Origin of the sequence: Pseudomonas sp. WS 5078 (assembly GCF_012985745.1) — a bacterium.
Taxonomy (GTDB): Bacteria; Pseudomonadota; Gammaproteobacteria; order Pseudomonadales; family Pseudomonadaceae; genus Aquipseudomonas; species Aquipseudomonas lundensis_A.
Genome location: NZ_JAAQWX010000001.1, coordinates 43,315 through 66,686, shown reverse-complemented (window position 1 = coordinate 66,686; position 23,372 = coordinate 43,315). Strand labels below are relative to the sequence as shown.

Sequence of the window (23,372 nt, the reverse complement as noted above, 5' to 3'; positions counted from 1 at the left end):
CCAGTCGCAGCTTCGTTTTCCGGCGGTGACTTCAGCGGTTCAGTCAGGGGTTGATTGCATCACTTCCTGATAAAACAGCCATTCCTGCTCCAGGGCGTGGGCCTGATTACTGGCTTTGCGGAACCCGTGGCGCTCGTCCGGGTAGTAATACGCTTTGGCAGGAATACCGTTCTTTTGCAGGGCGCTTAACATGTCGCGGGTTTGTTGCGGCACGACGACCGCGTCCAGTTCACCTTGAAAGAAAATGACGGGTACGCGGATGTTGGCAGCGTGCAGCAAAGGCGTGCGCGCTGCGTAGCGTTCGGCATCCCGGTCGGGATCGCCAATCAGCCAGTCCATGTAATCGCCTTCGAACTTATGGGTATCGCGCGCCAGTGCAACGGGATCGCTGACGCCATACAGGCTGGCGCCCGCGCGGAACACATTCTTGAACGCCAGTGCACAGAGCGTGGTGTAACCGCCAGCACTCCCACCGCGAATGAAAGCGTTGTGACGATCAATCAGCCCTTGATCGGCAAGATAACTGACCACGGCACAGGCGTCTTCCACATCCACTTCGCCCCATTTCAGATGCAGTGTTTGCCGGTACTCGCGGCCATAACCGGTACTGCCACGGTAGTTGAGGTCAGCGACTGCAAAGCCGCGTTGCGTCCAGTATTGAATGCGCGGGTCGAGCATTGGATAGCACGCCGATGTCGGGCCGCCATGGATAAACACCACCAGCGGCGGCTGTTTTTCGCCGTGCATGGCCGGGTAGAAAAAGCCGTGGGCGTCGCCACCCGACGAGGGGTAGCGCAACGTTTGCGGGCGGCTGACGCGGTCAGCCGGCAACGGTGCTACGCCGCCGGCCAGCACGGTGACGTGTCGGCTGTTGCGGGCGATACGAATGATGGCCGAGGGACTGACCGGTGAGGCAGCGATGCAATAGATCGCCTGCTCATCCAGCGCCAGACTGCGGAAACGGCTGTATGGCCCCGTGAATTCTTCAAGGCTGGCGTCAGAGGTGCGTATGCCCAAGCGTCCGAACCCTGCCTGTGTCCATGTGGCGACGTAGGCATTGTCATTCAGCGGCAGCCAGGTGCTGCCGCCCAACTGCCAGGGTGCCGGCGCGTGGTCGGCAGACTCGCCCGGTAATTTATTCAGGCCGCCCGCCGATTCGATCCACGGTTGCCAATAACCCTCGCGGTCTGTCAGGCAGTACAGGCGGTTATGCTGATCGAAACGCGGTTGTTGCAGCGACTCTTCGCCCGCATCGCCCGCAACGCACCGTGGCGTTTGCCAGCGGTGTTCCGGACTGCGCTGCGCGACCATCAAGCGCGTTGAGGTCCATGGCTGATGCGGACGGCTCCACTCGATCCACGCCAAACGCCGGCCATCAGGGCTCAACGTTGGTGCCGCATAGAAATCAGCGTTTTCGGCCAGTACGTGGCGCGCTGACGAGGCAGGGTCAATGCTGACCAAACGATGCCGGTCCTTGTCCTCTTCAACCGCCAGCACTTGCCCGTCAGCAAACTGCACATCGCCATAGCGGCAGGTGCCTTGCGTCAAGGCGCGAGGTGCTGTGCCCTCCAGCGCTTGCACGTACACCTGTTGATCGGACTCATTGACGAACACAATGCCGTCATCGCTCAGGCAAAACGACCCGCCGCCGTACTCGTACACGCGGCTGCGCACGCTGAAGCCGTCCGGCGTCAGGCAGTGCGCCTGACCGTCGCGCCAATGCCAGATGCGGCAGGCTGCATCCTGTGGGCGGTATTCGTTCCAGAACAGGCCGTGGGGGCCGAGTTTCAGTTCGGCAAAATCCACACCGGCGGCGACGGCGAGGTCGGCGCTGAAGGGTTCAGCCTTTGGCGATGAGTCGTGAGTTTCGGTCATTTCTGAAGGCCAGTTGCTCAATGGTTTGGGTGGCGTGTTCGGCTTCTTCGCGCGCCTTGAGAATCAGGTCGTGGTGCGGCGACTTGCTGCACACCGGGTCGGCGTTACTGGCGTCCCCCGTGAGCATGAAGGCCTGACAGCGACAGCCACCGAAGTCTTTTTCCTTCTCATCGCAGGAGCGGCAGGGTTCGGGCATCCAGTCATAGCCGCGAAAGCGGTTGAACCCAAACGAGTCGTACCAGATGTGCTGCATGCTGTGGTCACGCACGTTGGGGAATTCAACCGGCATTTGACGTGCACCATGACAGGGAAGAGCGGTGCCGTCCGGGGTCACAGTCAGAAAGATGCTGCCCCAGCCATTCATGCACGCTTTGGGGCGCTCTTCGTAATAGTCCGGTGTGACGAAAATCAGCTTGCAGGGATGGCCTTCGGCTTCCAGTTTGGCGCGGTATTCGTTGGTGATGCGTTCGGCACGAACCAGTTGTTCTTTGGTGGGTAGCAGGCCCACGCGGTTGAGCTGCGCCCAGCCGTAGAACTGGCAAGTGGCGAGTTCGACGAAGTCGGCTTCGAGCGCAATGCACAGCTCGATGATGCGGTCGATTTTGTCGATGTTGTGCCGATGGGTCACAAAGTTCAGCACCATCGGGTAGCCGTGGGCTTTGACGGCGCGGGCCATTTCCAGCTTTTGTGCGAAGGCTTTTTTTGACCCGGCCAGCAAGTTGTTCACTTGCTCGTCGCTGGCTTGAAAGCTGATCTGGATATGATCCAGCCCGGCCTTTTTGAAGTCGCTGATCTTCTGCTCGGTCAGACCAATGCCGGACGTGATGAGGTTGGTGTAGAACCCCAATGTGCGCGCCTCGCCAATCAGTTCAGCCAAGTCCTGACGCACAAGCGGTTCGCCTCCCGAGAAGCCCAGTTGAGCCGCACCCATTTCCCGTGCTTCGCGAAACACTTTTATCCACTGTTCTGTGGTCAGCTCTTTGCCTTGTTGGGCGAAGTCCAGCGGGTTGGAACAGTACGGGCATTGCAGCGGGCAACGGTAGGTCAGTTCCGCCAATAGCCACAGCGGCAGCCCGATTTCGGGCGTGGGCGGCATCAGGTTGTCAGGCAAGTTCGATCCAGTGCTCTGCACGAGCGACCTCCATAAATTGCTCGATGTCATCACCGAGCTCGGGCACGCCGGGGAACTGTGAGTTCAGTTCGCCAATGATGGCCGCGACATCGCGCTGGCCATCAATCAGGCCGCCGATCAGCGCGGCGCTTTCATTGAGTTTGATCATGCCTTCGGGGTACAGCAGCACGTGACCTTTTTGCGCAGGCTCGTACTGGAAGCGATAGCCGGGGCGCCAGGTCGGGATTTTGCTGCGATCGAAGCTCATAGGGTGATTCCTTTATGCCAGACGCGTTGGTCGGTCACGCTGTGGTACGGCGGGCGGTCCAGTTCGTAAGCCATGGTCATGGCGTCGAGCATGCTCCAAAGAATGTCCAGTTTGAACTGGAGAATTTCCAGCATGCGCTGCTGGCCTTCCCACGTGGTGTAGTGCTGCAAGGTAATGGCTAACCCGTGTTCGACGTCGCGGCGGGCCTGGCCCAAACGGGTGCGGAAGTATTCGTAGCCCGCCGGGTCGATCCATGGGTAGTGCTGTGGCCAGCTGTCGAGACGCGACTGATGAATTTGCGGGGCAAACATTTCGGTCAGCGAGCTGCTGGCGGCTTCTTCCCAACTGGCGCGGCGTGCGAAGTTGACGTAGGCATCCACGGCAAACCGTACGCCGGGCAACACCAGTTCCTGGGAGCGCAGTTGATCCGGGTCCAGGCCGACGGCTTGCCCCAGGCGCAACCAGGCTTCGATGCCGCCATCTTCGCCGGGGGCGCCATCGTGGTCGATCATGCGTTGAATCCACTCGCGGCGAACTTCGCGGTCAGGGCAGTTGGCCAGAATCGCGGCGTCCTTGAGCGGGATGTTGACTTGATAGTAGAAGCGATTGGCGACCCAGCCCTGTATCTGTTCGCGCGTGGCGCGGCCTTCATACATCGCCACCTGATACGGATGGTAGATGTGGTAATACGCGCCTTTGGCTCGCAATGCGGCTTCGAACTCGGTTTTGGACAGTGGGGCTTGGGTCATCGTGTGCCTCCAGAAAATACGGTTTGTCGTTGTTGGCGCAGGTTGTGGCGCCAGCTGAGCGCCGCGCCCCTTATCGCCGTGTGCGGCAGCAGCAGGGGGGCGGCTTACAGCTCGATGCTCATGCCATCGAAGGCGACTTCTACGCCACGGCGGGCGAGTTCGGCACGTTCGGCTGAGTCTTCGTCGAGGATCGGGTTGGTGTTGTTAATGTGTATCAGCACTTTGCGTTGTTGGGGCAATTGCTCAAGCACTTCGAGCATGCCGCCGGGGCCATTTTGTGCAAGGTGGCCCATTTCTCGGCCGGTGCGCGTGCCTACACCGCGGCGCTGCATTTCGTCGTCATCCCACATCGTGCCGTCCACCAGCAGGCAATCACTGCTGGCCATGATGTCGAGCAGGGGCGCATCCACTTTGCCCAACCCCGGTGCGTAGAACAGTTTGCCGCCGGTGCGCAGGTCTTCAACGATCAGGCCAATGTTGTCGCCCGGGTGCGGGTCGAAGCGGTGCGGCGAATACGGCGGCGCGGCACTGCGCAGCGGCAACGGGCTGAAGCGCAGGTTCGGGCAGGCCGGGATGGTGAACGACCCTTGCAGCTCGATGCGGTGCCAGTTCAGGCCGCCGTTCCAGTGCTTAAGCATGGTGAACAGCGGGAAGCCGGTGCTCAGGTCCTCGTGGACCATGTCGGTGCACCACACATCGTGCGGGCAGCCTTCGCGCAGGCTCAGCAGGCCGGTGGTGTGGTCGATCTGGCTGTCCATCAAGATGATGGCGCTGATCCCGGTGTCACGCAGGGCACGGCCAGGCTGCATCGGAGCGAAGCTTTGAAGCTGGGCGCGGATGTCGGGCGAGGTGTTGCACAGCACCCAGTTCACGCCGTCATCGGAGATCGCAATCGAGGACTGGGTACGGGCTGTGGCGCGCAAGGTGCCATCACGAAAACCGGCACAGTTGACGCAGTTACAGTTCCACTGCGGGAAACCACCGCCAGCGGCGGAACCTAGAATCTGGACGAACATGGGCGACTGTTCTCTTGCAAATCTGGAAATAAAAACGCCCCGGCGAACCGAGGCGTTGGGTTGCTCTGCTCAATAAAGCGGCAGATCAACGGCTTGCGAAGTACATGGTGACTTCAAAGCCAATGCGCAGATCGGTGTAAGCCGGTTTTGTCCAAGCCATGAGGTGACTCCTTAGCAGTGGGGGTGGGTGGGGTGTCTTTAACTTAGTCCAGCTCCCGGGGGAGATGTTCAGATGCTTAGGTGGCTATGTTACTAAATTTGACTGGGATTGAACGACCAAAGACGAAGAAAGCTCGTTACATGGTTGGTAAAAATCAGCTTCTACGCAGATAAAACGATTCAGTTTCGGGCCCTGTGGCCGCACACAGCCAGTCGCTATCCGGGTCATTGAGGCACTCGGCTGCTCTGAGTGTAGTGGCTTGATCGAGCGTTATAAGCCCGTTGTAGAGCGCCTTAAGGTAATCCGACGAGTGGCCCGCTAGTTGCGCGTGCCATAACAGATCGGCGGCTTGAGGCAGGCTGAGCGTGCCGAGGGTGAACTGCTCTGCCAGAGCATTGCGCGACTCGATGAAAGAAGCTTCATCAAGGGCGGCAATCTGTTGCGGTAATTGCCTCAGGAAAGTTCGGATCTGCTCGAAGATGTCTGCCGTCGTGGCTTGAGGCGATTGCACCCCCAGTAGCAGGCCGGTTCTGTCGCCAAGCTGACGCAAGCCGCTGAACACGGCGTAACCCAGTTGCAACTCCACGCGCAGACGCTGATAGAACGGGGTTTGCACCAAATTGGCCAGCAAGCGCCAGGCGGCTTCTTGCGTAAGGTCAGCCCGTGGTGCAGGGCAGAACAGCAACACGGCCTGTTCGCTCGATTCACAAGGTTCGGTGTGCCAGTGGCGTTCTGCTGTCGCTTGGACGGGGTGCGTCAGCAGCGGGTCCGGGGTGCCGGGGGCTTTGCTCAGCGCGCTTGTGATCAATGTATGGCTGGCCGGGGTACAGCCTACAGCCATGCCGTGCCATCGGGCTGATTGCCAGAGGTCCTGGGCAGTTTCAGCAGCAGGCATTGCCAAGTGGGTGTGTAGCTGCGGCAGGCGCTTGAGCAATTGGCGGATCGGCATCTGTGGCGCTTGCGGCTGAGGCACCGGCGCATCATTCGTGGGCGTGGCGAGCAAATGCAACGCATGTTCCAGGATGGCGGGCAACGGTTCTTGTACGCCATGCAGCTTCAGCAGCCAGTCATTGCCCTGCGCCGTGAGCGACAATTCAATGCCTGCTTCGCGCGCATCTTGTTGCAGTGTCAGCAGGCGGTGTTGCAGCGCCGGTAATAGCGAGGGCGCAGGGATCACGCCCAAGTGCCAGCGCAGGTACAACGCCGCTTCGCCGCTGTGGGTCGCGAGTGCAGTGCTGAACGTCATGGCCGACACCTCGCGGCGGCTGCGCAAGCGGTCTTGGGCAAAGGTGCGCAAGCCACGATGGGCACTGGTTTGTCCGCGAATAAGGCCAGCGGTCACGGGGTGTTTCTCCGATTTGAGGTATGGATTGGGTGTGGGTAATTGCCAAGTGTGCTGGCAGGCAGGCGGACGTTCGGGTTGCATCTGTTTCAGGACCCTCGCCAGGGCTTCAACGCCTTGGTCTGACAACCCTGGCGGATCTTGCTGAATATCGCGGCGGGCCAATTCCAGTGCGCTGCTGACCTGTTGCTGACGCTGCTGCAAGCGTTGGTATTCGTCGCGCAGCCCCGCCCAGGGCTGCTGCGCACCGAAAAAAGACAGCCAGTCGTAGACGATGTCACGGATGGGTTGAGCCTTGGCCGTCATGTCTGACGACCCTGTGAAGGTCAAACCCAGCAGGGCTTGGCCCTGGAACTGGTACACCGGCTTGGCGTGCAGACTGTCGCTCACTTGCTGCTGACGTAAGTGAGCCAGAAGTCCGCCCGGTTTGTCAGCGTTGATCCAGTGACACAGAAATGCCAACGCTTCTTCTGATGCAGGCGGTAACTGTTCCAGGGTAAACATCAGGTTCACGTTTGAACCCTCGACCTGCACGTACTGTGACGAACCTTCGCTCATCAGCGGCGGCGGGGGCTGTTGCGAGACGGCCGTACCCTGACGCAGCTCAAGGCTGTAACGCTCGGCAAGTGCAGTCAGTGTGTCCAGCGATTGTGGCCCAGCCAGGCTCAAGGTCATCTGCCCGGTTTGATAAAACTGTTCATGGAAATGCGTCAAGGCGCGCTGAAAGGCTGCACATGGCACGGGCAGGCTGTAACGATTGCCCGCGTGGAAGCCCCGCAGCGGGTGTGCGGCGTTGAGCGGTTGAAGCCGCTGCAGTTCCCGTTGCGCCGAAGGCTCGCGTGCCCAGGCAATGAATTCCGCGTGCAGGACTTCGCGTTCGCGTCGTTGATCGTCCGGATGCAAACGCGGATGGGCTAGCATGTCGCACAGCCGGTCCAGCCCGCCCGCAAAGGCTTCTGGGGGCAACTCAAAGAAGAAGTCGGTATGGCGTTCGCTGGTGCGTGCGTTGATGTGCCCGCCGTGCTGTTGCACATAGGCCATCAGGCCCTGAGCTGCGGGGAAGCGCTCGGTGCCAAGGAACAACAAATGCTCCAGAAAATGAGCCAGCCCCGGCCAGTCGGCGGGCACGTCATGGCTGCCTGCCGCTACCCGCAAATAGGCTGCGCTGCGCTTGAGTCGAGGGGCGTGGCGTGCGCTCAGCGTCAGACCGTTGCGGGTAGTCAGGTGAACGACGTCAGGGGTGTTCAACGCGGGCATGGGCACTTCCGTTACAGAGAAGCGCTCATGCTAGCGGATTACTGGCAATCAGCGCGCGCTCAGCGCACCGTAAAGTTCCGGACGGCGGTCGGCCAAGTAGCTGTTGCCAGCTTTTGCGTCCGTCAGTTTTTGTGGGTCAAGCACGGCGCTGATTAGGGTTTCGTCCCGCTGAGCCAATGCAACTTGCTGGCCATCAGGCGCCGCGATGCTGCTCTGGCCGCAGTAGTGAATGGTGCTTTCGCTGCCGCAGTAATTGGCGTAGGCCACATAACACTGATTTTCAAAGGCGCGGCTGCGCACGGTGACATCGGCAATGAAGTCATAAGGTGCCATGTTGGCGGTGGGCACGACGATCAATTGCGCACCTGCCAGCGCCAGACGACGCGTGTTCTCCGGGAACTCCAGGTCATAACAAATCAGCATGCCGACCTTCCAGCCGTTGAGCTCGATGACGGGAAATGCATCCGGGCCGGGGCTGAACAGGCTGTGATCGAGCGCCCCGAACAAGTGGGTTTTGCGGTAATTGAGCAGGCGGTGGCCGTGGCAGTCGATCAGTTGCACGCTGTTATAGATGAGCCCGTCAGGGCCCAGCTCAGGGTAACCATAGGCAATGGCCATGTTGCAGGCCTGAGCTATCCGGGCAACCTGCCGTGCCGCGTCGCCGTCCAGAGGTTGCGCCAATTGCGCCACGGCCTGTGGACCAATGTTGTACCCCGTGAGGAACATCTCCGGCAGGACCAACAGGTCAACCCCGGGGTTGTGTTGCGCGATGTGATTCAGGCGTTGCAGGTTGCCTGCGACGTCCAGTGGCAGGGGCGGGCATTGGTAAAGGGCGACGCGCATGGGGTTCTCCTGTCTTTGGGGCTGTAGGCGCGCCGTTCAGTCCGGCAGGGCAATCGGGCCAATGTCGTTGAACACATCACCCGGCCCGGGATTGTCGGCGTGTGTGCGCCCGCCAAAGTGGGTCATGATGCCCCAAACGGCATTCAACGAAGTCTGCACGGCTCCCTCCACCCAAGCGGGTGTCCACGAGACATCGTCGCCGGCGATAAAAATCCCGCGTTGTTCTGCAGGCATTTCCTGCTGCATAAAGTGCGCGTACATACGCTGGTTGTAACGGTAATGACCGGGCAGTGCGCCTTTGAAGGCACCCAGGAAGTGCGGGTCGGCCTCCCACGAAACGGTAATCGGGTCGCCAATAATCCGACTGGCGATGTCCACTTTCGGGTAGATTTTTTTCAACGAGTCCAAGGCCAGCTTCACGCGCTTTTCGACAGGGTGCGGAAGCATTTTCAGCGCATCGCTCATCCATGAGTACGACAGACAAATAACGCCCGGTTTGTCGTCGCCGTTATCGAACAAATAAGTACCACGGGTCAGGCGGTCGGTGAGGGTCATGCTCATCACGTCGCGGCCGGTGTCGGGGTCTTTGTCTTTCCAGAACGGGCGGTCGACCATGACGAAGGTTTTGGACGATTGCATGTAACGCGTGCGGTCGAGGGCCATCCACATTTTTTGCGAGAACAGCGCTTCTTCGCACTCGATCTGGGTCGTCAGTAACCAGCTTTGGCACGTGACCAACACGGCCTCGAATGGGCGGGTCACGCCGAGGTTATCAGTGACAGAAAACTGACCGTCTTCTGTACGGGAAATCGCCTTGACCCCTGTGCGCGGAGCACCGTGGTGCAGCGAACTGAGGCTGGTGCCTTCAGGCCAGTGCGCACAGCGCTGCGGCGCGTGACGCCAGATCCCCAGCGGCACCTGCTCAACCCCGCCAACCACCAGGTGTTGATGGTCATCGCAGTTGGTCATGACCACGCGGAAGATTTCGAGCATTGAATTCGGGAAGTCAGAGTCCCAGCCACCTGTGCCAAACCCGACCTGACCAAACACTTCGCGGTGTTGGAACGAGAGTTTGGCAAAGGCTTTGGAGGTGGCGACAAAGTCATAAAAGGTGCGGTCGTCCCACAGTGGGACAAGGGTATTCCACAACGCTTTCAAGCGCGGCACATCGCGGTCGCGGATTGCCTGTTGGATGTCGCCAAATTGCGACCCTTCTTCCAGTGCGTCCGCCCATGCGTCAGCCACTTCCTGAAACAACGCAGGCAGATCAGATAGTTTCTGTGCGTAGAAGGTTTGGCCTTCGAGGTCGATCACAGTGCTGCCGGAGGCGGGTGTCAGTGGGTTGGGGAAGGGTTTGGTCTCAAGCCCGAGCTTGTCGACATAGTGGTAGAAGGCCGTTGAGGACACCGGAAAGCGCATGCCGCCCAACTCAGCGATGACGCCTTCACTGCCTTCAAACGCTTGTGAGCGCAAACGGCCCCCCATTTTTGAGGCCTCGTACACCACAGGCTTGAGGCCGAGTTTCATCAGCTCATACGCGGCGACCATTCCCGCCATCCCTGCACCCACAATCGCGACTTCTGCGCCCAGTTTATGCGTGGGAATACTGCCCAGACCTGCGGGGTGTTCGATCCAGTCGTCGAAGGCAAAAGGGAAGTCTGGGCCGAAAATGGTGATCGGTTTTTTGCCGTCATTAGGGTGGCGATTGTTCTTATTCATGGCTGACCTTGCTGGCGACCCGCGCTTTACGCTGAGTATAGGAAAAGACAGGCACCATCATAAGGAGTGCAGAACACGTTCTTAAGACGCAAAGTGTCGTCGTTTCGTATTGTCTTTGGACAATCTGACGAAGGTTGTGTGCAAAGTGTTGTATGAGTTGGGCGTAGCCACTTAGCCGCGGTCGACTTTGCTGCTGAGAATGATCGACGTTGTGGTTTTCTCAACGCCCTCAACACTGCCGATCTGGTCCAGCAATTGATCCAGTCGTTCAGGCGAATCGCTGCGCAGCCAAGCGACATAATCGAACTCGCCACTGACGGCGCACAACTGCTGCACCTGCGCCATCGCGCTCAGGCGTCTGACCACATCCTTGCCTGAGCGTGGCCGCACAGTGATCCCGACATACGCTTGCAGCCCGCCATCAATCAAGCGCTGCCCCAGTCGAACCCCGTAACCGGTGATGATGTTGTTTCTTTCCAAACGCGACAGCCGAGACGTCACGGTGGTGCGCGCGATCCCCAATTGACGCGCCAACATGGCGACACTTTCACGGGCATTGAGCTGCAGGGCGGCAATCAACTGACGATCGATTTCATCCAGCACGGGCGGGCGAGAGTCTGGCAAGAGAAGCTCCAGTGGCATCATCAAAGTGGACGCTCATGGTACAGCGCTTGAGGGGCGGGGCGTCCAGTGAGGCAGAACGTGGACAGTGAGGCGTTCCAATGCCAGAAACACGAAAGCCGCGCAGTGCGCGGCTTTGAGTATGGTGGGCCCAGTAGGACTCGAACCTACGACCAAGGGATTATGAGTCCCCTGCTCTAACCAACTGAGCTATAGGCCCTCAGTAGGTCGCGGATTATAACGATGGTTTCTCGGCAGTGCTATCCGAAAAATCCGAAATAGAGATACGAAGAAAGGTCGCTGCAAATTCTTCCGCTGATAAAGGCACGCTGACGATATACCCCTGAATCTGCTCGCAGCCTGCTTTGGCCAAGAAGTCTTGCTGGGCTTCGTTCTCAACGCCTTCGGCAATGACGGTGAATTGCATGCTGTGACCTAACGCAATGATGGCGCGCACGATGGCTTCGTCATTGGGGTCGTGGGGTAAGCCGCGGACGAATGACTGGTCTATTTTCAAGGTGTCCAGTGGCAGGCGTTTGAGGTAGCTGAGTGAGGAGTATCCGGTGCCGAAGTCATCAATGGCCAGTTGCACGCCTAACCGCTTGAGCTGGTGCAGGACGTCCAGCGCTTCTTCGGTCTGGTTCATGATGAAGTTTTCGGTAATTTCCAATTGCAGGCAGCCAGGCGTGAGGCTGTATTTCTTCAGCAGTTGCCGGATACGGGCTACAAGTCGGGGTTGATGCAGTTGAGCACCGGCAAGGTTCACGGACACGGGGCCAAATGGTTCGTATGCCTGGTTCCATTCATTCAATTGCATGCAGGCACGCTCCAGCACCCAGTCGCCCACCTGGATGATCATGCCGTTTTCTTCCGCCAAGTGAATGAAGCGCTCTGGCGCAATGACGCCCAGCGTGGGGTGGGTCCAGCGAATCAGGGCCTCGGCACCGACCAGGCCCAGGTCGGGTAGGCTGATTTTGGGTTGGTAGAACAGTGATAGTTCATTGCGCTCCAGTGCGCGTCGCAGCTCTTGTTCGAGGATCACTCGTTCTCTCGCCTGTGACGTAAGGTCATGGGTATAGCGCTCTACGCGGTTGCGTCCTTTTAGCTTGGAGCGGTACATGGCGGCGTCGGCGTTTTTAACCAGTGTGGCCACGTCCGTGCCGTCATGCGGGTACACACTGATGCCGATGCTGGCGCTGATAAACAGTTCGTGTTCGCCGGCGGGAAACGGTGCGCTGAAGCAGGCCAGCAGCTTGTTGGCAATCACCTCTGCATCGCGGGGCTGCTGGAGGCCGGGTAGCAATATAATGAACTCATCGCCGCCGAGGCGGGCGACGGTATCAATGTCGCGTAACTGAACCTTGAGGCGTACGGTAATGCCTTTGAGCAACAGATCGCCAACCGGGTGGCCCAAGCTGTCGTTGATGTTTTTAAAGCGATCAAGGTCTAGAAACAGTACCGCCGCGTGTTGGCCTTCCGCCTTTTGCTGGTTGATGATCTGGTCAAGTCTGCTTTCGAACAATAAGCGGTTGGGCAGGCCGGTCAGCGGGTCGTGATGAACTTGATGGTCCAGACGCGCCTGTGCGTGCTTGAGGCTGGAAATGTCGGCGAATACGGCCACAAAGTGAGTGACGATATTTTCGGGGTTGTGCACCGCGCTGATTGTCATCCAGGAGGGGTAGACCTCTCCGTTCTTGCGTTTGTTATAAATCTCCCCTTGCCAGTGACCTTCTCCGGACAACTGATGCCACATGGCGGCAAAGAATGCGCTGTCGTGCTGACTGGAGGCCAGAATCCGGGGTGTTTGGCCCAAGGCTTCGGCCTCGCTGTAGCCTGTTATTTCAGTGAATGCACGGTTGACGGCGGTGATTGTTTGCGCCGGATCGGTGAACAAAATGCCTTCAGCGGTACTTTCAAATACGGTGGCTGTTTGCAGGAGTTTCTCCTGCATCTGTTGGCGTTCTGTGATGTCCCGCGCAATGGTCAGCATGCAGTCTTCATCGCCAATTTTTAGCGGTCGGCTAGACACTTCGCAGAGGCGGATGCGTCCGCTTTTGTGCCGTAGGTGGCACCTGAAATCACGCACAAATCCGTTCTGGGTCAGCAGCGCGAGCAACTCACTGCGCTGATGCACGTCGACCCAAATGTTGAGGTCCAGAGACGAACGCTTCAGCGCGCTGGCTTTGTCGTAGCCAGTCAAGCGGCTGAAGCCTTCGTTGATTTCGATAAGCAAGCCATCACTTTGCCTGCTCAACAACAATCCGTCTGGCGACGCGTGAAAGGCTTTGGCAAATTTCTCTTCAGAGAGGCGAAGGGCTTCTTCGGTTTGTTTGGTTTCGCTGATGTTGATCATCAACCCGCGCAGTACGGGCGTCTGGTTATAAGTGGTGAGGGTAATGATGTCGCGTAGCCACAGTGTTTTGCCCTCTGCGGTGATGACGCGGTAGTCGATGCTGTGATCGCGTCCGGCCTTGATTTCACCCTCGCAGAACGCTTTGGCACGGGGCAAGTCATCGGGGTGGACGATTCGCTCCCAGAAGCCAGGCGTCAGCCACTCTGCCAGCGGGTAGCCAATGAGCGTTTCGGCCTGGGGGGACACATAGGTGTAGCTGTAATCCTCCAGTTGGGCCTCCCAGGCGATGGCTGACAGACTTTCTACCAGGCCTCTGTAGCGGTATTCGCTGCTGCGCAGTTCCTGTTCGAGGGCAACCCGACGGGCTATTTCGGAGCTCAAGCGCCTGTTGATGCGCACGACCACGATCAATACGGTAACGAGCAGCAAGATGCCCGGCAGCACGTACAGTAAAAAACCGCGCCATAACCCCTGATAATTGCCCGCGCTGCCGATCCAGCGCGCTTGAATGGCTTCTACCTCTGCGGGGCTCATGTCGGCCATGACTTTGTCCAGCAGGCGTAGCAGGATGGTTTGCTCTTTGGGTACGGCCATCGCCAGTTGATAGCGATAAGGTGTTTCGCCACTGACGTACAACCCATCCAGCTTGAGCTGGCGCAGGCTCCAGACACTGGATGCCAAGTCGCCGACCATAGCATCTACTTGATCGGTCGCCAGTGCCTGCAACGCGGAGCTGACATTGGGCAGGGCGACAAGATTCAGGTCCGGGTGTTGGGCATGAAGCAGCTCGTGCGGGGCATAGTTTTCGACCACGGCGATTTTAAGCCCGTACAGCTCATCAATGTTTTTTGGGGCGGGGCCGCCTTTGTGCGCGAGGATGACAATCGGGAAGTCGAGATAAGGACGTGTGAAGGCCAGGCTTTTCTGGCGCTCAGGGGTCGACATGATGCCGGGTAGCCAGTCGAGATTCCCTTCTTTGGCGAGTTCAAGGACGTTACTCCAATCGTAGGGCTCAACCGGCTTGATGCTCACGCCCAGACGGTTTCTGATCAGCTCCACGTAATCAGCGGCCAGTCCGGTGTAGAGGCCTTTTTCGTCGCGGAACTCAAAAGGTGGCCATGATGCATCAACCCCAAGGCGCAGTTCGGGATGGTGGGCGAGCCACTGTTGCTCCTCGTCGGTCAACGTCAGGGCGTTGGCCGCTGTAGAAAAAGCGATTAGCAGCAAGAGGATGAAAGCAGGCAGTCGTGGCATGCGGGGCTCGTTCTACTCGCGAATGTGACGAGTGTAGACGGGCTGTGGGATATGGACGTCAGGCGCTGGAAAGGTTGCGTAGGTATAAAGCAAAACCCCCGGCAGGGCCGGGGGTTTTGGTATCACTCGTCGAGGAAGGAGCGCAGGTGCTCGCTTCTCGTCGGGTGGCGCAGCTTGCGCAACGCTTTGGCTTCGATCTGACGAATCCGTTCACGGGTAACGTCGAACTGCTTACCAACCTCCTCAAGGGTGTGGTCGGTATTCATGTCGATACCGAAACGCATGCGCAGTACTTTGGCTTCACGTGCTGTAAGGCCGCCGAGTACATCGCGTGTCGCTTCTTTAAGGCTCTCAACGGTGGCAACATCGATTGGCGACTGCATGGTCGAGTCTTCGATGAAGTCACCCAGATGGGAGTCTTCGTCATCACCGATCGGGGTTTCCATGGAGATCGGCTCTTTAGCGATCTTCAATACCTTGCGGATTTTGTCCTCAGGCATTTCCATGCGTTCGCCCAGCTCTTCCGGGGTCGGTTCGCGACCCATTTCCTGCAGCATTTGGCGGGAAATACGGTTGAGCTTGTTGATCGTCTCGATCATGTGCACCGGAATACGGATGGTGCGTGCCTGGTCGGCAATCGAGCGAGTGATCGCCTGACGGATCCACCAGGTGGCATAGGTCGAGAATTTGTAGCCGCGGCGGTATTCAAACTTGTCTACCGCTTTCATCAAGCCGATGTTGCCTTCCTGGATCAAATCGAGGAACTGCAAACCACGGTTGGTGTACTTCTTGGCGATGGAGATCACCAGACGCAAGTTGGCTTCAACCATCTCTTTCTTCGCGCGGCGGGCCTTGGCCTCACCGATCGACATGCGACGGTTGATGTCCTTGATCTCGGCAATCTTCAGGCCGGTTTCGGCTTCCAGAGCAGACAGCTTTTGCTGGCAACGGATGATGTCCGGTTGCAAGCGGGCAATGGCTTCAGCGTATTTGCTTTTGCCTTTGGCCAGCGCGTCGCTCCAGCTTTCGTCGACTTCATTGCCCGGGAACAGACGAAGGAAGTCGGTACGCGGCATGCGTGCATCACGTACACACAGCTGCATGATGGCCCGCTCTTGTGCACGCAGACGCTCCAGAGCGCTACGAACACGTTCAACCAGGCCTTCGAATTGCTTCGGCACCAGCTTGATCGGCATGAACAGCTCAGCCAGGGCAACCAGCTCGGCAATTGCCTGCTTGCTGTCGCGACCGTGCTTTTTCAGTGCCTTGCGAGTAATTTCCATCTGATCGGAAACGGCGCCGAAGCGCTGTGCTGCGATGATTGGATCGGGGCCGCTTTCGACCTCTTCCTCGTCATCGGTAGCGTCGTCCTTCTCTTCCTCTTCGTCATCACCTTCGGCCTTGGCCGTTTTAGGATCGACAGGAGGTGGAACCTCGGCTGCAGGCGGCGTAATTCCATCGTCCGGGTCGATATAACCGCTCAGGACGTCAGAAAGGCGACCACCTTCGGTGGTGACGCGAGTGTACTCGGAGAGAATATGGTCAACCGTGCCAGGGAAGTGCGCGATTGCGCCCATCACTTCACGGATGCCTTCTTCGATACGCTTGGCGATTTCAATTTCGCCTTCGCGTGTCAGCAGTTCTACCGTGCCCATTTCACGCATATACATGCGCACTGGGTCGGTAGTGCGACCAATATCGGTTTCTACTGCCGCCAACGCTGCAGCTGCTTCTTCAGCAGCGGCTTCGTCGGTGTCAGCATCGGCCAACATAAGGGCGTCCGCATCCGGAGCACTCTCGTGTACGGGGATCCCCATGTCATTAATCATGCGGATGATGTCTTCCACTTGCTCCGGATCTGAAATATCTTCGGGCAGGTGGTCGTTGACCTCTGCGTAAGTCAGATACTTCTGCTCACGGCCGAGGGTGATCAACTCTTTGATACGAGACTGCTGTTGCGCTTTTCCGGACATAACACCCTATCCACTGAAGGTCTTGGCGGGCAAAAAACAAGCCGAGGATTATACCTTAGCTATGACCTCACGCGCCAGTTGAGGTCGGGTTTGATGCGGGATTATTGCGACTCAGAAGGTCGCGTAACTGATTTTTCTCCTCGCTACTTAGCTCGCCTTGACGTGCTTTTCGAAGAAGTTGTTCCAGGTTTCGCTCACGTTGGCGAGCTGACAAGCTAGTTATGGTGTCGAAAAACTGTTGTTCAAGGTTATCGGCGTCAATTAGCCATTCCTTTTCCAGCAGTCTTTGCAGCAAACGACCCTGTTCAGTGCCGTGCCAGCGGGACAACAACTGTATAGAGCTTAGCTTAGGATTCTTCTGTACGGCCTCGACCAGCGCGATCAATAGCTGGTTGTTCGTCTGGTCTTCAGCTGCAAAGTGGCCTGCGTCTTCTACTTTCTTGGCCAGTTGCGGATGGTGCAGTAAGGTTCGCAGGGCGGTTAAGGTCGGAGGTTCAACGCCGACCGGAATCCAGGCCTGCTCACGCTCGCCGCCGCGCTTGCCTTTTTTGTCCCAAGGTTTGTTTTCCCATTTTTTACCACCGGCGCCCGATTTTTTCGGTGTCCATTCCTGTTGGGGGAGGTACGTGTCCGGCTGCTGGAAGTCGCTGTAGTCGGGCATGGCATCGTAATCAATGCCGGGATCGTAGGCGGGCTGCGAGGGCGGTGGGGCGCTTTGAGCCAGTTGGCTGACCGCTTCGCTGTTAAGGCCTGTGATCTCGCTCAAGTGTTGGCGCATCAGGTTGCGCAGGTTGGCGCCAGGCACTTTGTCGATAAGCGGTGCTGCCAGCGTGGCCATGTGGGCCCGGCCTTCGAGCGAGCGCGGATCGGTTTCTTCGGTCAGTTGCTGGAAGAAATAATCGGCCAGCGGCTGCGCGTGCTGGTTAATTCGTGCCTTGAACGCATCGGTGCCTTCAGAGCGCACCAGCGTGTCGGGATCTTCGCCTTCGGGCAGAAACAGGAAACGGGCGCGCCGGCCGTCTTGCAGGCAGGGCAGCGTAGCTTCCAGGGCGCGCCAGGCGGCGTTGCGGCCAGCTTGATCGCCATCAAAGCAAAACAATACGCTGGGTACGACGCGAAAAAGACGTTTCATGTGTTCTTCGCTGGTCGCGGTGCCCAGTGTTGCGACGGCATTGCGCAGGCCTTGTTGGGCGAGGGCAATGACGTCCATATAGCCTTCAACCACGATGATTTCGTCGAGGCTGCGATTGAATTTGCGTGCTTCGAACAGCCCGTACAGTTCCTGCCCTTTGTGGAATACAGGTGTTTCTGGGGAGTTCAGGTATTTGGGTTTGTCATCGCCAAGCACGCGACCGCCAAATGCGATGATGCGGCCACGGCTGTCGCGAATCGGAAACATCACGCGATCGCGAAAGCGATCGTAGCGTTTGCCGGTTTCCGCGTTCTCTACAAGCAAGCCTGCATCGATCATGGCTTTTTGCTGCAGTGTGTCGCTGCTCAAGTGCTTGTAGAGGTTGTCCCAGCCGGGCGGTGCAAACCCGAGGCCGAAGTCCCGGGCGATTTCGCCGGTCAGGCCGCGGCCTTTCAAGTAATCCACGGCAGCCTTGCGCGCCGGGTGGCTTTTCAGGGCCTGGCGGTAAAAGTCGGCGGCGGCGGTCAGCAGCGGGTAGAGCGGCGAGTCGGTCGGCTGTCGCGGTTTGTGCGAGCGACCGCTTTCCTCTCTGGGAATCTCCATGCCCGCGGCTTTGGCCAGTTCTTCGACAGCCTGGGGGAAGTCCAGGTTGTCGTGGTCCATGATGAAGCCGAGGGCATTGCCGCCTGCGCCGCAACCGAAGCAATAATAAAACTGCTTGTCAGGGCTGACGCTGAAAGACGGTGTTTTTTCTTTGTGGAAGGGGCAGCAGGCGGTGTAATTCTTGCCTGCTTTCTTCATTTGCACGCGCGAGCTGACGACATCGACGATATCGGTGCGGTTCAGAAGGTCGTCAATAAAGCTCTGGGGGATTAACCCGGCCATGGCGTTCTCGTCATCTCAGCGCAAAAAAAGCCGTATAGAAAGGTTTGGTCGTGGCGGCGTGCAGGCGAAAGCGCTGCTCGTACGTGTGACGTCTGCTCAATCATCTCGGGAAGTGTATCTGTCGAAGCTCCGCAGACTCGTATTTAAATCAGAGTAAATGGGTTCGAAATATCACGCTCTGAGTCCGGCAGTGACCAATGGCTGGTCTCGGATAGCTCATAAGCAGGCATGGGAGAAATGCCTTGGGCTGATCGTCTTTTAGGAAAATCAGAGGTGTGTGCTCGTCGGTAGCCTTGAAGGCTCGTCAGTAAAGACGTGCACCGCTGGCTTAAAGGCCAGGTCTGACGTGATGTAGCAGTTTGTCGCGGTCGCATCTGCGGCCTTGACGGTAAAGCATGTAACTTGCTGCAACTGCCTACGGCCCGGCTTTAGGCCGGGCTTGGCAGAAGCTTGCAACGAACGTCTGTGTATTAGTACAGACGAACGGCGCGGCGCTGCTCGCGCTGAACTTTCTTCGCGTGACGCTTAACAGCGGCTGCTGCTTTGCGCTTACGCTCGGAAGTCGGCTTCTCGTAAAATTCGCGGCTGCGAACTTCAGCCAGTACACCGGCTTTTTCGCAGGAGCGCTTGAAACGACGCAGAGCTACGTCGAAGGGTTCGTTCTCTTTTACTTTGACGGCTGGCATCCAGAGCTACCTTCATTCATTACCGGGGTCAACGTCTCAAGGCAAAATCGCGTTGGAAGACGTCGGTTTTTAAGGGTTGCGGATGTTAACCCCTCATCGCCCGGAATGCAAAGCCTCTGATCGAAAACCGCTGGCCGGGGGCGGTGGTGGCGACTATTATGCGCGCCTTCGAATTTAGCCTCTACAAGGCGCAAACCCATGCTAGTACTGGGATTAGAAACCTCCTGCGACGAAACCGGCGTCGCGCTATACGACAGTGAACGCGGGCTTTTGGCCGATGCACTGTTCAGCCAGATCGACCTGCACCGCGCCTATGGCGGCGTGGTGCCGGAGCTGGCCTCACGGGATCACGTCAAGCGCATGCTGCCCCTGATTCGTCAGGTGCTGGCTGAAGCTGACTGTGTGCCTACAGAAATCGATGCGATTGCCTACACGGCAGGCCCGGGTCTGGTCGGGGCCTTGCTGGTCGGGGCTTCCTGCGCTCAAGCGTTAGCGTTCGCATGGGGTATCCCTGCGTTGGGCGTGCACCACATGGAAGGCCATCTACTGGCGCCGATGCTGGAAGAGCAGCCCCCCGAGTTTCCGTTCGTCGCTTTGTTGGTTTCCGGTGGCCATACGCAGCTCGTTCGTGTGGATGGCATTGGTCAATACGCGTTGCTTGGTGAGACGCTGGATGATGCCGCGGGCGAAGCCTTCGACAAAACAGCGAAGATGATGGGGCTCAACTACCCGGGTGGTCCCGAGATCGCCCGTCTTGCGACGCAGGGTGTGGCGGGACGCTTTGTCTTCCCGCGGCCCATGACCGACCGCCCTGGTCTGGATTTCAGTTTCAGTGGCCTCAAGACCTTTGCTTTGAACACTTGGCAGCGCTGTGTGGCAGCGGGTGACGACAACGAGCAGGCTCGCAGTGACATCGCCTTGGCGTTTCAGCAAGCGGTGGTCGAAACACTCACCATCAAGTGCAAGCGTGCCCTCAAGCAAGCAGGCATGAAGCGTCTGGTGATTGCGGGTGGTGTGAGTGCAAACAAGGCGTTGCGCGCTTCGCTGGAGACCATGCTCGGTGGCATGAACGGTCAGGTGTTTTATGCGCGCCCTGAGTTCTGTACCGACAACGGCGCGATGATCGCTTTTGCCGGGTGTCAGCGCTTGCAGGCGGGGCAGCATGAAAGCCTGGCAATCAGTGTGCAGGCGCGCTGGCCGATGGAGCAGTTGAAGCCGTTGTGATGGGGGTGTTCAGACGTTTTCAGACCGTCATGAGGCATTTTCATGCAGGCGAATCAGAAATGCCGTTCGCGCCCGGCCATCAGGTCGCGTAAATTGCCGCGGTGGCGCCAGACAATCAGTGCGGTTAATCCGCACATGGGCAGCAGCGCGGCAGGCTCTTGCCAGGCCAGTAAAGGCAGGGTCAAGGGTGTGGCAATCAGCGCAGCAAGTGAACTGGTACGGGTTAGCTGGAAGGTCAGCAACCAGGCCAGGACAGCCAGCAAGGCGGCGGGGGGGTAAAGCCCTAGCAACATGCCGGCAGCGGTCGCGACACCTTTGCCGCCCCGAAATCGGAAGTACAGCGGATACATGTGCCCGATGACGGCACAGACACCAATCCAGGCTTGTTGCTGGAGTGGCAGGTTGAGTTGGTTGGCGAGCAGGACGGGCAGCAGGCCTTTGCACAGGTCACCGAGCAAGGTCAGGACGGCCAGTTTTTTACCGGCCAGACGTAACATATTGGTCGCGCCAGCATTGCCTGAGCCACTCATTCGCGGGTCGGGATGACCCGTCAGGCGGCTGAGCAAAATGGCGAAGGACAGCGAGCCAAGCAGGTAGGCGATAATCGCCAGTAACCAAAACATGCTAACTATTCCGGGCGAGGACGCCCTGATTCTAACGGCGCATTGCGCCCTTGTCGTGCTGCGGAGAAAAGTGCTTGGACAGAGTGTTTATCGAAGGCCTGGAAGTTGACACCGTAATCGGTGCCTATGACTGGGAGCGTGGCATCCGTCAGTGTTTGCGCCTTGATCTGAGTTTTGCGTGGGATAACCGCCCGGCCGCAGCAGGGGATGATCTGACTCTGGCGCTGGATTACGCCAGTGTCTCGGCCAGAATCCAGGCTTTTGCCGAGCAGACCCAATACCAATTGGTAGAAACTTTTGCCGAGCGTCTGGCTGAAGTGCTGATGAGTGAATTTAATATTCCCTGGCTTCACCTCAAGTTGACCAAGCCGGGCGCTGTCGCGGCCGCCACAGGGGTGGGCGTGGAGATTGAGCGCGGATGTCGCTAACTCAGGTTTTTCTCGGGCTGGGCAGTAATGTCGAGCGCGAAAAGCATTTGCATGCGGGGCTCGATGCGCTGGCTGGCTTCCTGCAAAACATGCAGTGTTCGGCAGTGTTTGAAAGTCAGCCTGTGGGAATAAAAAGCGGGCCTTTCTTCAATCTGGTGGTGGTGGCCAACACAGATTTACCATTGGCGGATTTGACCCGACGTTTGAAGCTGATCGAAGCCGATAACGGACGATACGCGCAGGATCGCAAAGGTTTGCCGCTCGATATTGACGTGTTGTTTTACGGTGACTGGGTGGGCGATTTTGACGGTTTGGTCTTGCCGCGCGCCGAGATACTCAGAAATGCCTTTGTGCTGTGGCCGCTTTCGCTGATCGCCCCTGACAAGCTACATCCGAGTGTGGGCATGACACTTGGTCAGATCTGGGCAGAGGCTCAGATTGATCAAGTGCTTGCCCCCGCGGCGTTTGAATGGCGTGGCGAGCAATTGACACCGAAAGAGATGCTTTGAGGCTGCTGTAAATGCGCTGCCGCCGCTCACAACCGAGTGGTGGCAGCGCAGCAGCTGCAGTTCGCAAGCGGTTAGGCTGTGGGCGATGCTGGCTTTTGGGTCGCGTCTTTGTAGGCTTGTAAAGCGCTGAGCCGTTCGCGCTTAAGGGCTTCGCCCAGCGCCGGGCCCTTGAACCCCTGTGCCAGCAGCGGCTGGATGTCGACTGCCTGGGCTGCTTTCGCGGCGCCACGCAAATAGTCAGCCTGAGGGTATGGCCGTTCTTCAAGCCCCAAGCGACCCTTGGCGTCCATCTCACAAGCGACGATAAATTCCTCGAAGCGTTGAGGACGACGGTAAACGTCAAATCGTTGCAGCAATTCCAGTAAGGTCGAGGCCTTCAGCTCAAAGGCCCGATGCCCGTGGGTGTGGTATTCGCCGACCAGCAATGCAAGTTCCTGACAATCGCGAGGTGCTTTGAACCGCTCGTTTACGGCTTTGATCAGGCGCAATCCGGTGTGCTCATGGGCGATATGGCGTGGCCATTTCGATTCCGGCGTAAGGCCTTTTCCCACGTCATGCAGCAAGCACGCCCAGCGTACGGTCAAAGGCTGGTGATGCCGCGCAGCTTGTTCAAGCACGCTCAGGGTGTGAATGCCACTGTCGATTTCAGGGTGGTGAGCTGGCGGTTGCGGTACGCCGAATAATGCCTGGACTTCGGGCAATAGCACTTCAAGTGCGCCGCAACGTCTGAGTACTTCAATAAAAACGTGGGGATGGTCTTCCATCAGGGCGCGGGATATTTCCTTCCAGCAACGTTCCGGTGTTAGCGCTTGGAGTTCGCCTGAGGCTGACAGTTGACGCATCAGTTCCAGTGTTTCGTCTGCCACCCTGAACCCGAGCCCGGCATAACGTGCAGCGAAGCGCGCAACGCGCAGCACCCGCAGGGGATCTTCGGCGAATGCTGGAGAAACATGGCGCAATATGCGTGCTTCCAGATCTCGTTGGCCGTGGTAGGGGTCAGTAATATTGCCCGCATCATCTTCGGCCATCGCATTGATGGTCAGATCGCGGCGGATCAAATCCTCTTCGAGGGTTACGTCAGGGCTGGCATGAAATACAAAGCCCCCATAACCGTGTCCGCTTTTGCGCTCGGTGCGGGCGAGGGCGTATTCCTCTCCGGTTTTAGGATGGAGAAAGACCGGGAAGTCGGAGCCTACGGGACGAAAGCCCTTGGCCAGCATTTGTTCGGCACTCGCGCCTACTACGACCCAGTCGATGTCTGTGACGGGTTTGCCAAGCAAGCGATCGCGGACTGCACCGCCGACTTTATAAATCTGCATAAAAAACCTCCGTTAGCGCGACAGG

Annotated in this window: 19 protein-coding genes and 1 tRNA gene; 3 read left to right on the top strand and 17 right to left on the bottom strand. The window is 58.3% G+C overall.

Going from position 1 to position 23,372, the window contains the following annotated elements; all coding sequences use genetic code 11:
- Positions 1–39 precede the first annotated feature (39 nt).
- The 15 genes from HBN68_RS00310 to rpsU all read right to left on the bottom strand — a co-directional run bounded on the left by HBN68_RS00310 (position 40) and on the right by rpsU (position 19,244).
- Positions 40–1,875, bottom strand: a complete 1,836-nt coding sequence (locus HBN68_RS00310) for a S9 family peptidase (RefSeq protein WP_169962034.1) — start codon at positions 1,873–1,875, stop codon at positions 40–42.
- Positions 1,841–3,007, bottom strand: a complete 1,167-nt coding sequence (pqqE, locus tag HBN68_RS00305) for a pyrroloquinoline quinone biosynthesis protein PqqE (protein WP_169962032.1) — start codon at positions 3,005–3,007, stop codon at positions 1,841–1,843. Before pqqE ends, HBN68_RS00310 begins: the two co-directional genes overlap by 35 nt.
- Entirely contained in the window at positions 2,979–3,254 is a 276-nt protein-coding gene (gene pqqD / locus HBN68_RS00300) for a pyrroloquinoline quinone biosynthesis peptide chaperone PqqD (protein WP_094992810.1), read from the bottom strand. The genes pqqE and pqqD overlap by 29 nt, the downstream gene beginning before the upstream one ends.
- Positions 3,251–4,003 (bottom strand): pyrroloquinoline-quinone synthase PqqC, encoded by a 753-nt coding sequence (gene pqqC, locus HBN68_RS00295; protein WP_094992811.1) that lies wholly within the window; start codon positions 4,001–4,003, stop codon positions 3,251–3,253. Before pqqC ends, pqqD begins: the two co-directional genes overlap by 4 nt.
- A 104-nt stretch (positions 4,004–4,107) precedes the next feature.
- Entirely contained in the window at positions 4,108–5,019 is a 912-nt protein-coding gene (gene pqqB / locus HBN68_RS00290) for a pyrroloquinoline quinone biosynthesis protein PqqB (RefSeq protein WP_169962030.1), read from the bottom strand.
- Between the two features lie 85 nt (positions 5,020–5,104).
- Positions 5,105–5,179 (bottom strand): pyrroloquinoline quinone precursor peptide PqqA, encoded by a 75-nt coding sequence (pqqA, locus tag HBN68_RS00285; RefSeq protein ID WP_003444522.1) that lies wholly within the window; start codon positions 5,177–5,179, stop codon positions 5,105–5,107.
- Positions 5,180–5,333: 154 nt separating this feature from the next.
- Positions 5,334–7,778, bottom strand: coding sequence for a pyrroloquinoline quinone biosynthesis protein PqqF (pqqF, locus tag HBN68_RS00280; RefSeq protein WP_169962028.1), 2,445 nt, complete (start codon positions 7,776–7,778; stop codon positions 5,334–5,336).
- A 48-nt stretch (positions 7,779–7,826) separates the two neighbouring features.
- Positions 7,827–8,621 (bottom strand): carbon-nitrogen hydrolase family protein, encoded by a 795-nt coding sequence (locus HBN68_RS00275; protein ID WP_169962026.1) that lies wholly within the window; start codon positions 8,619–8,621, stop codon positions 7,827–7,829.
- Between the two features lie 36 nt (positions 8,622–8,657).
- Positions 8,658–10,340, bottom strand: a complete 1,683-nt coding sequence (locus tag HBN68_RS00270; protein ID WP_169962024.1) for an NAD(P)/FAD-dependent oxidoreductase — start codon at positions 10,338–10,340, stop codon at positions 8,658–8,660.
- A gap of 171 nt (positions 10,341–10,511) precedes the next feature.
- Complete coding sequence (locus HBN68_RS00265) at positions 10,512–10,964, bottom strand: Lrp/AsnC family transcriptional regulator (RefSeq protein ID WP_094992875.1); 453 nt, start codon at positions 10,962–10,964, stop codon at positions 10,512–10,514.
- 140 nt (positions 10,965–11,104) lie between these two features.
- Positions 11,105–11,181: transfer RNA gene (locus HBN68_RS00260), tRNA-Ile, on the bottom strand.
- 15 nt (positions 11,182–11,196) lie between these two features.
- Positions 11,197–14,568 (bottom strand): EAL domain-containing protein, encoded by a 3,372-nt coding sequence (locus HBN68_RS00255; protein ID WP_169962022.1) that lies wholly within the window; start codon positions 14,566–14,568, stop codon positions 11,197–11,199.
- Positions 14,569–14,690: 122 nt separating this feature from the next.
- The gene (gene rpoD / locus HBN68_RS00250) at positions 14,691–16,541 is read right to left on the bottom strand and encodes an RNA polymerase sigma factor RpoD (RefSeq protein ID WP_047278039.1); all 1,851 of its coding nucleotides are present in this window, start codon (positions 16,539–16,541) and stop codon (positions 14,691–14,693) included.
- 67 nt (positions 16,542–16,608) lie between these two features.
- Positions 16,609–18,558 (bottom strand): DNA primase, encoded by a 1,950-nt coding sequence (gene dnaG / locus HBN68_RS00245; RefSeq protein ID WP_169962020.1) that lies wholly within the window; start codon positions 18,556–18,558, stop codon positions 16,609–16,611.
- 470 nt (positions 18,559–19,028) lie between these two features.
- Entirely contained in the window at positions 19,029–19,244 is a 216-nt protein-coding gene (gene rpsU, locus HBN68_RS00240; RefSeq protein ID WP_002551877.1) for a 30S ribosomal protein S21, read from the bottom strand.
- A 198-nt stretch (positions 19,245–19,442) separates the two neighbouring features.
- Between rpsU and tsaD the strand changes: the two genes are divergently transcribed.
- Positions 19,443–20,468, top strand: a complete 1,026-nt coding sequence (gene tsaD / locus HBN68_RS00235; protein WP_169962018.1) for a tRNA (adenosine(37)-N6)-threonylcarbamoyltransferase complex transferase subunit TsaD — start codon at positions 19,443–19,445, stop codon at positions 20,466–20,468.
- A 53-nt stretch (positions 20,469–20,521) separates the two neighbouring features.
- Here tsaD and plsY read toward each other — a convergent pair whose 3' ends face one another.
- Entirely contained in the window at positions 20,522–21,091 is a 570-nt protein-coding gene (plsY, locus tag HBN68_RS00230; protein WP_094992830.1) for a glycerol-3-phosphate 1-O-acyltransferase PlsY, read from the bottom strand.
- Positions 21,092–21,165: 74 nt separating this feature from the next.
- On the opposite strand from plsY, the gene folB reads away from it, so the two are divergent.
- Both folB and folK read left to right on the top strand, forming a co-directional pair.
- A complete protein-coding gene (gene folB, locus HBN68_RS00225; protein ID WP_094992831.1) occupies positions 21,166–21,519 on the top strand; it encodes a dihydroneopterin aldolase in 354 nt (117 codons plus the stop codon).
- Entirely contained in the window at positions 21,510–22,028 is a 519-nt protein-coding gene (gene folK / locus HBN68_RS00220) for a 2-amino-4-hydroxy-6-hydroxymethyldihydropteridine diphosphokinase (protein WP_094992832.1), read from the top strand. Before folB ends, folK begins: the two co-directional genes overlap by 10 nt.
- 71 nt (positions 22,029–22,099) lie before the next feature.
- Here folK and HBN68_RS00215 read toward each other — a convergent pair whose 3' ends face one another.
- Entirely contained in the window at positions 22,100–23,347 is a 1,248-nt protein-coding gene (locus tag HBN68_RS00215) for a multifunctional CCA addition/repair protein (protein ID WP_169962016.1), read from the bottom strand.
- Positions 23,348–23,372: the final 25 nt, after the last annotated feature.

Coding starts and splice junctions, on each gene's coding strand:
- HBN68_RS00310 (WP_169962034.1), bottom strand. CDS start 1,875: ATGACCGAAACTCACGACTCATCGCCAAAGGCTGAACCCTTCAGCGCC.
- pqqD (WP_094992810.1), bottom strand. CDS start 3,254: ATGAGCTTCGATCGCAGCAAAATCCCGACCTGGCGCCCCGGCTATCGC.
- pqqC (WP_094992811.1), bottom strand. CDS start 4,003: ATGACCCAAGCCCCACTGTCCAAAACCGAGTTCGAAGCCGCATTGCGA.
- pqqB (WP_169962030.1), bottom strand. CDS start 5,019: ATGTTCGTCCAGATTCTAGGTTCCGCCGCTGGCGGTGGTTTCCCGCAG.
- pqqF (WP_169962028.1), bottom strand. CDS start 7,778: ATGCCCGCGTTGAACACCCCTGACGTCGTTCACCTGACTACCCGCAAC.
- HBN68_RS00275 (WP_169962026.1), bottom strand. CDS start 8,621: ATGCGCGTCGCCCTTTACCAATGCCCGCCCCTGCCACTGGACGTCGCA.
- HBN68_RS00270 (WP_169962024.1), bottom strand. CDS start 10,340: ATGAATAAGAACAATCGCCACCCTAATGACGGCAAAAAACCGATCACC.
- HBN68_RS00255 (WP_169962022.1), bottom strand. CDS start 14,568: ATGCCACGACTGCCTGCTTTCATCCTCTTGCTGCTAATCGCTTTTTCT.
- rpoD (WP_047278039.1), bottom strand. CDS start 16,541: ATGTCCGGAAAAGCGCAACAGCAGTCTCGTATCAAAGAGTTGATCACC.
- dnaG (WP_169962020.1), bottom strand. CDS start 18,558: ATGGCCGGGTTAATCCCCCAGAGCTTTATTGACGACCTTCTGAACCGC.
- rpsU (WP_002551877.1), bottom strand. CDS start 19,244: ATGCCAGCCGTCAAAGTAAAAGAGAACGAACCCTTCGACGTAGCTCTG.
- tsaD (WP_169962018.1), top strand. CDS start 19,443: ATGCTAGTACTGGGATTAGAAACCTCCTGCGACGAAACCGGCGTCGCG.
- plsY (WP_094992830.1), bottom strand. CDS start 21,091: ATGTTTTGGTTACTGGCGATTATCGCCTACCTGCTTGGCTCGCTGTCC.
- folK (WP_094992832.1), top strand. CDS start 21,510: ATGTCGCTAACTCAGGTTTTTCTCGGGCTGGGCAGTAATGTCGAGCGC.
- HBN68_RS00215 (WP_169962016.1), bottom strand. CDS start 23,347: ATGCAGATTTATAAAGTCGGCGGTGCAGTCCGCGATCGCTTGCTTGGC.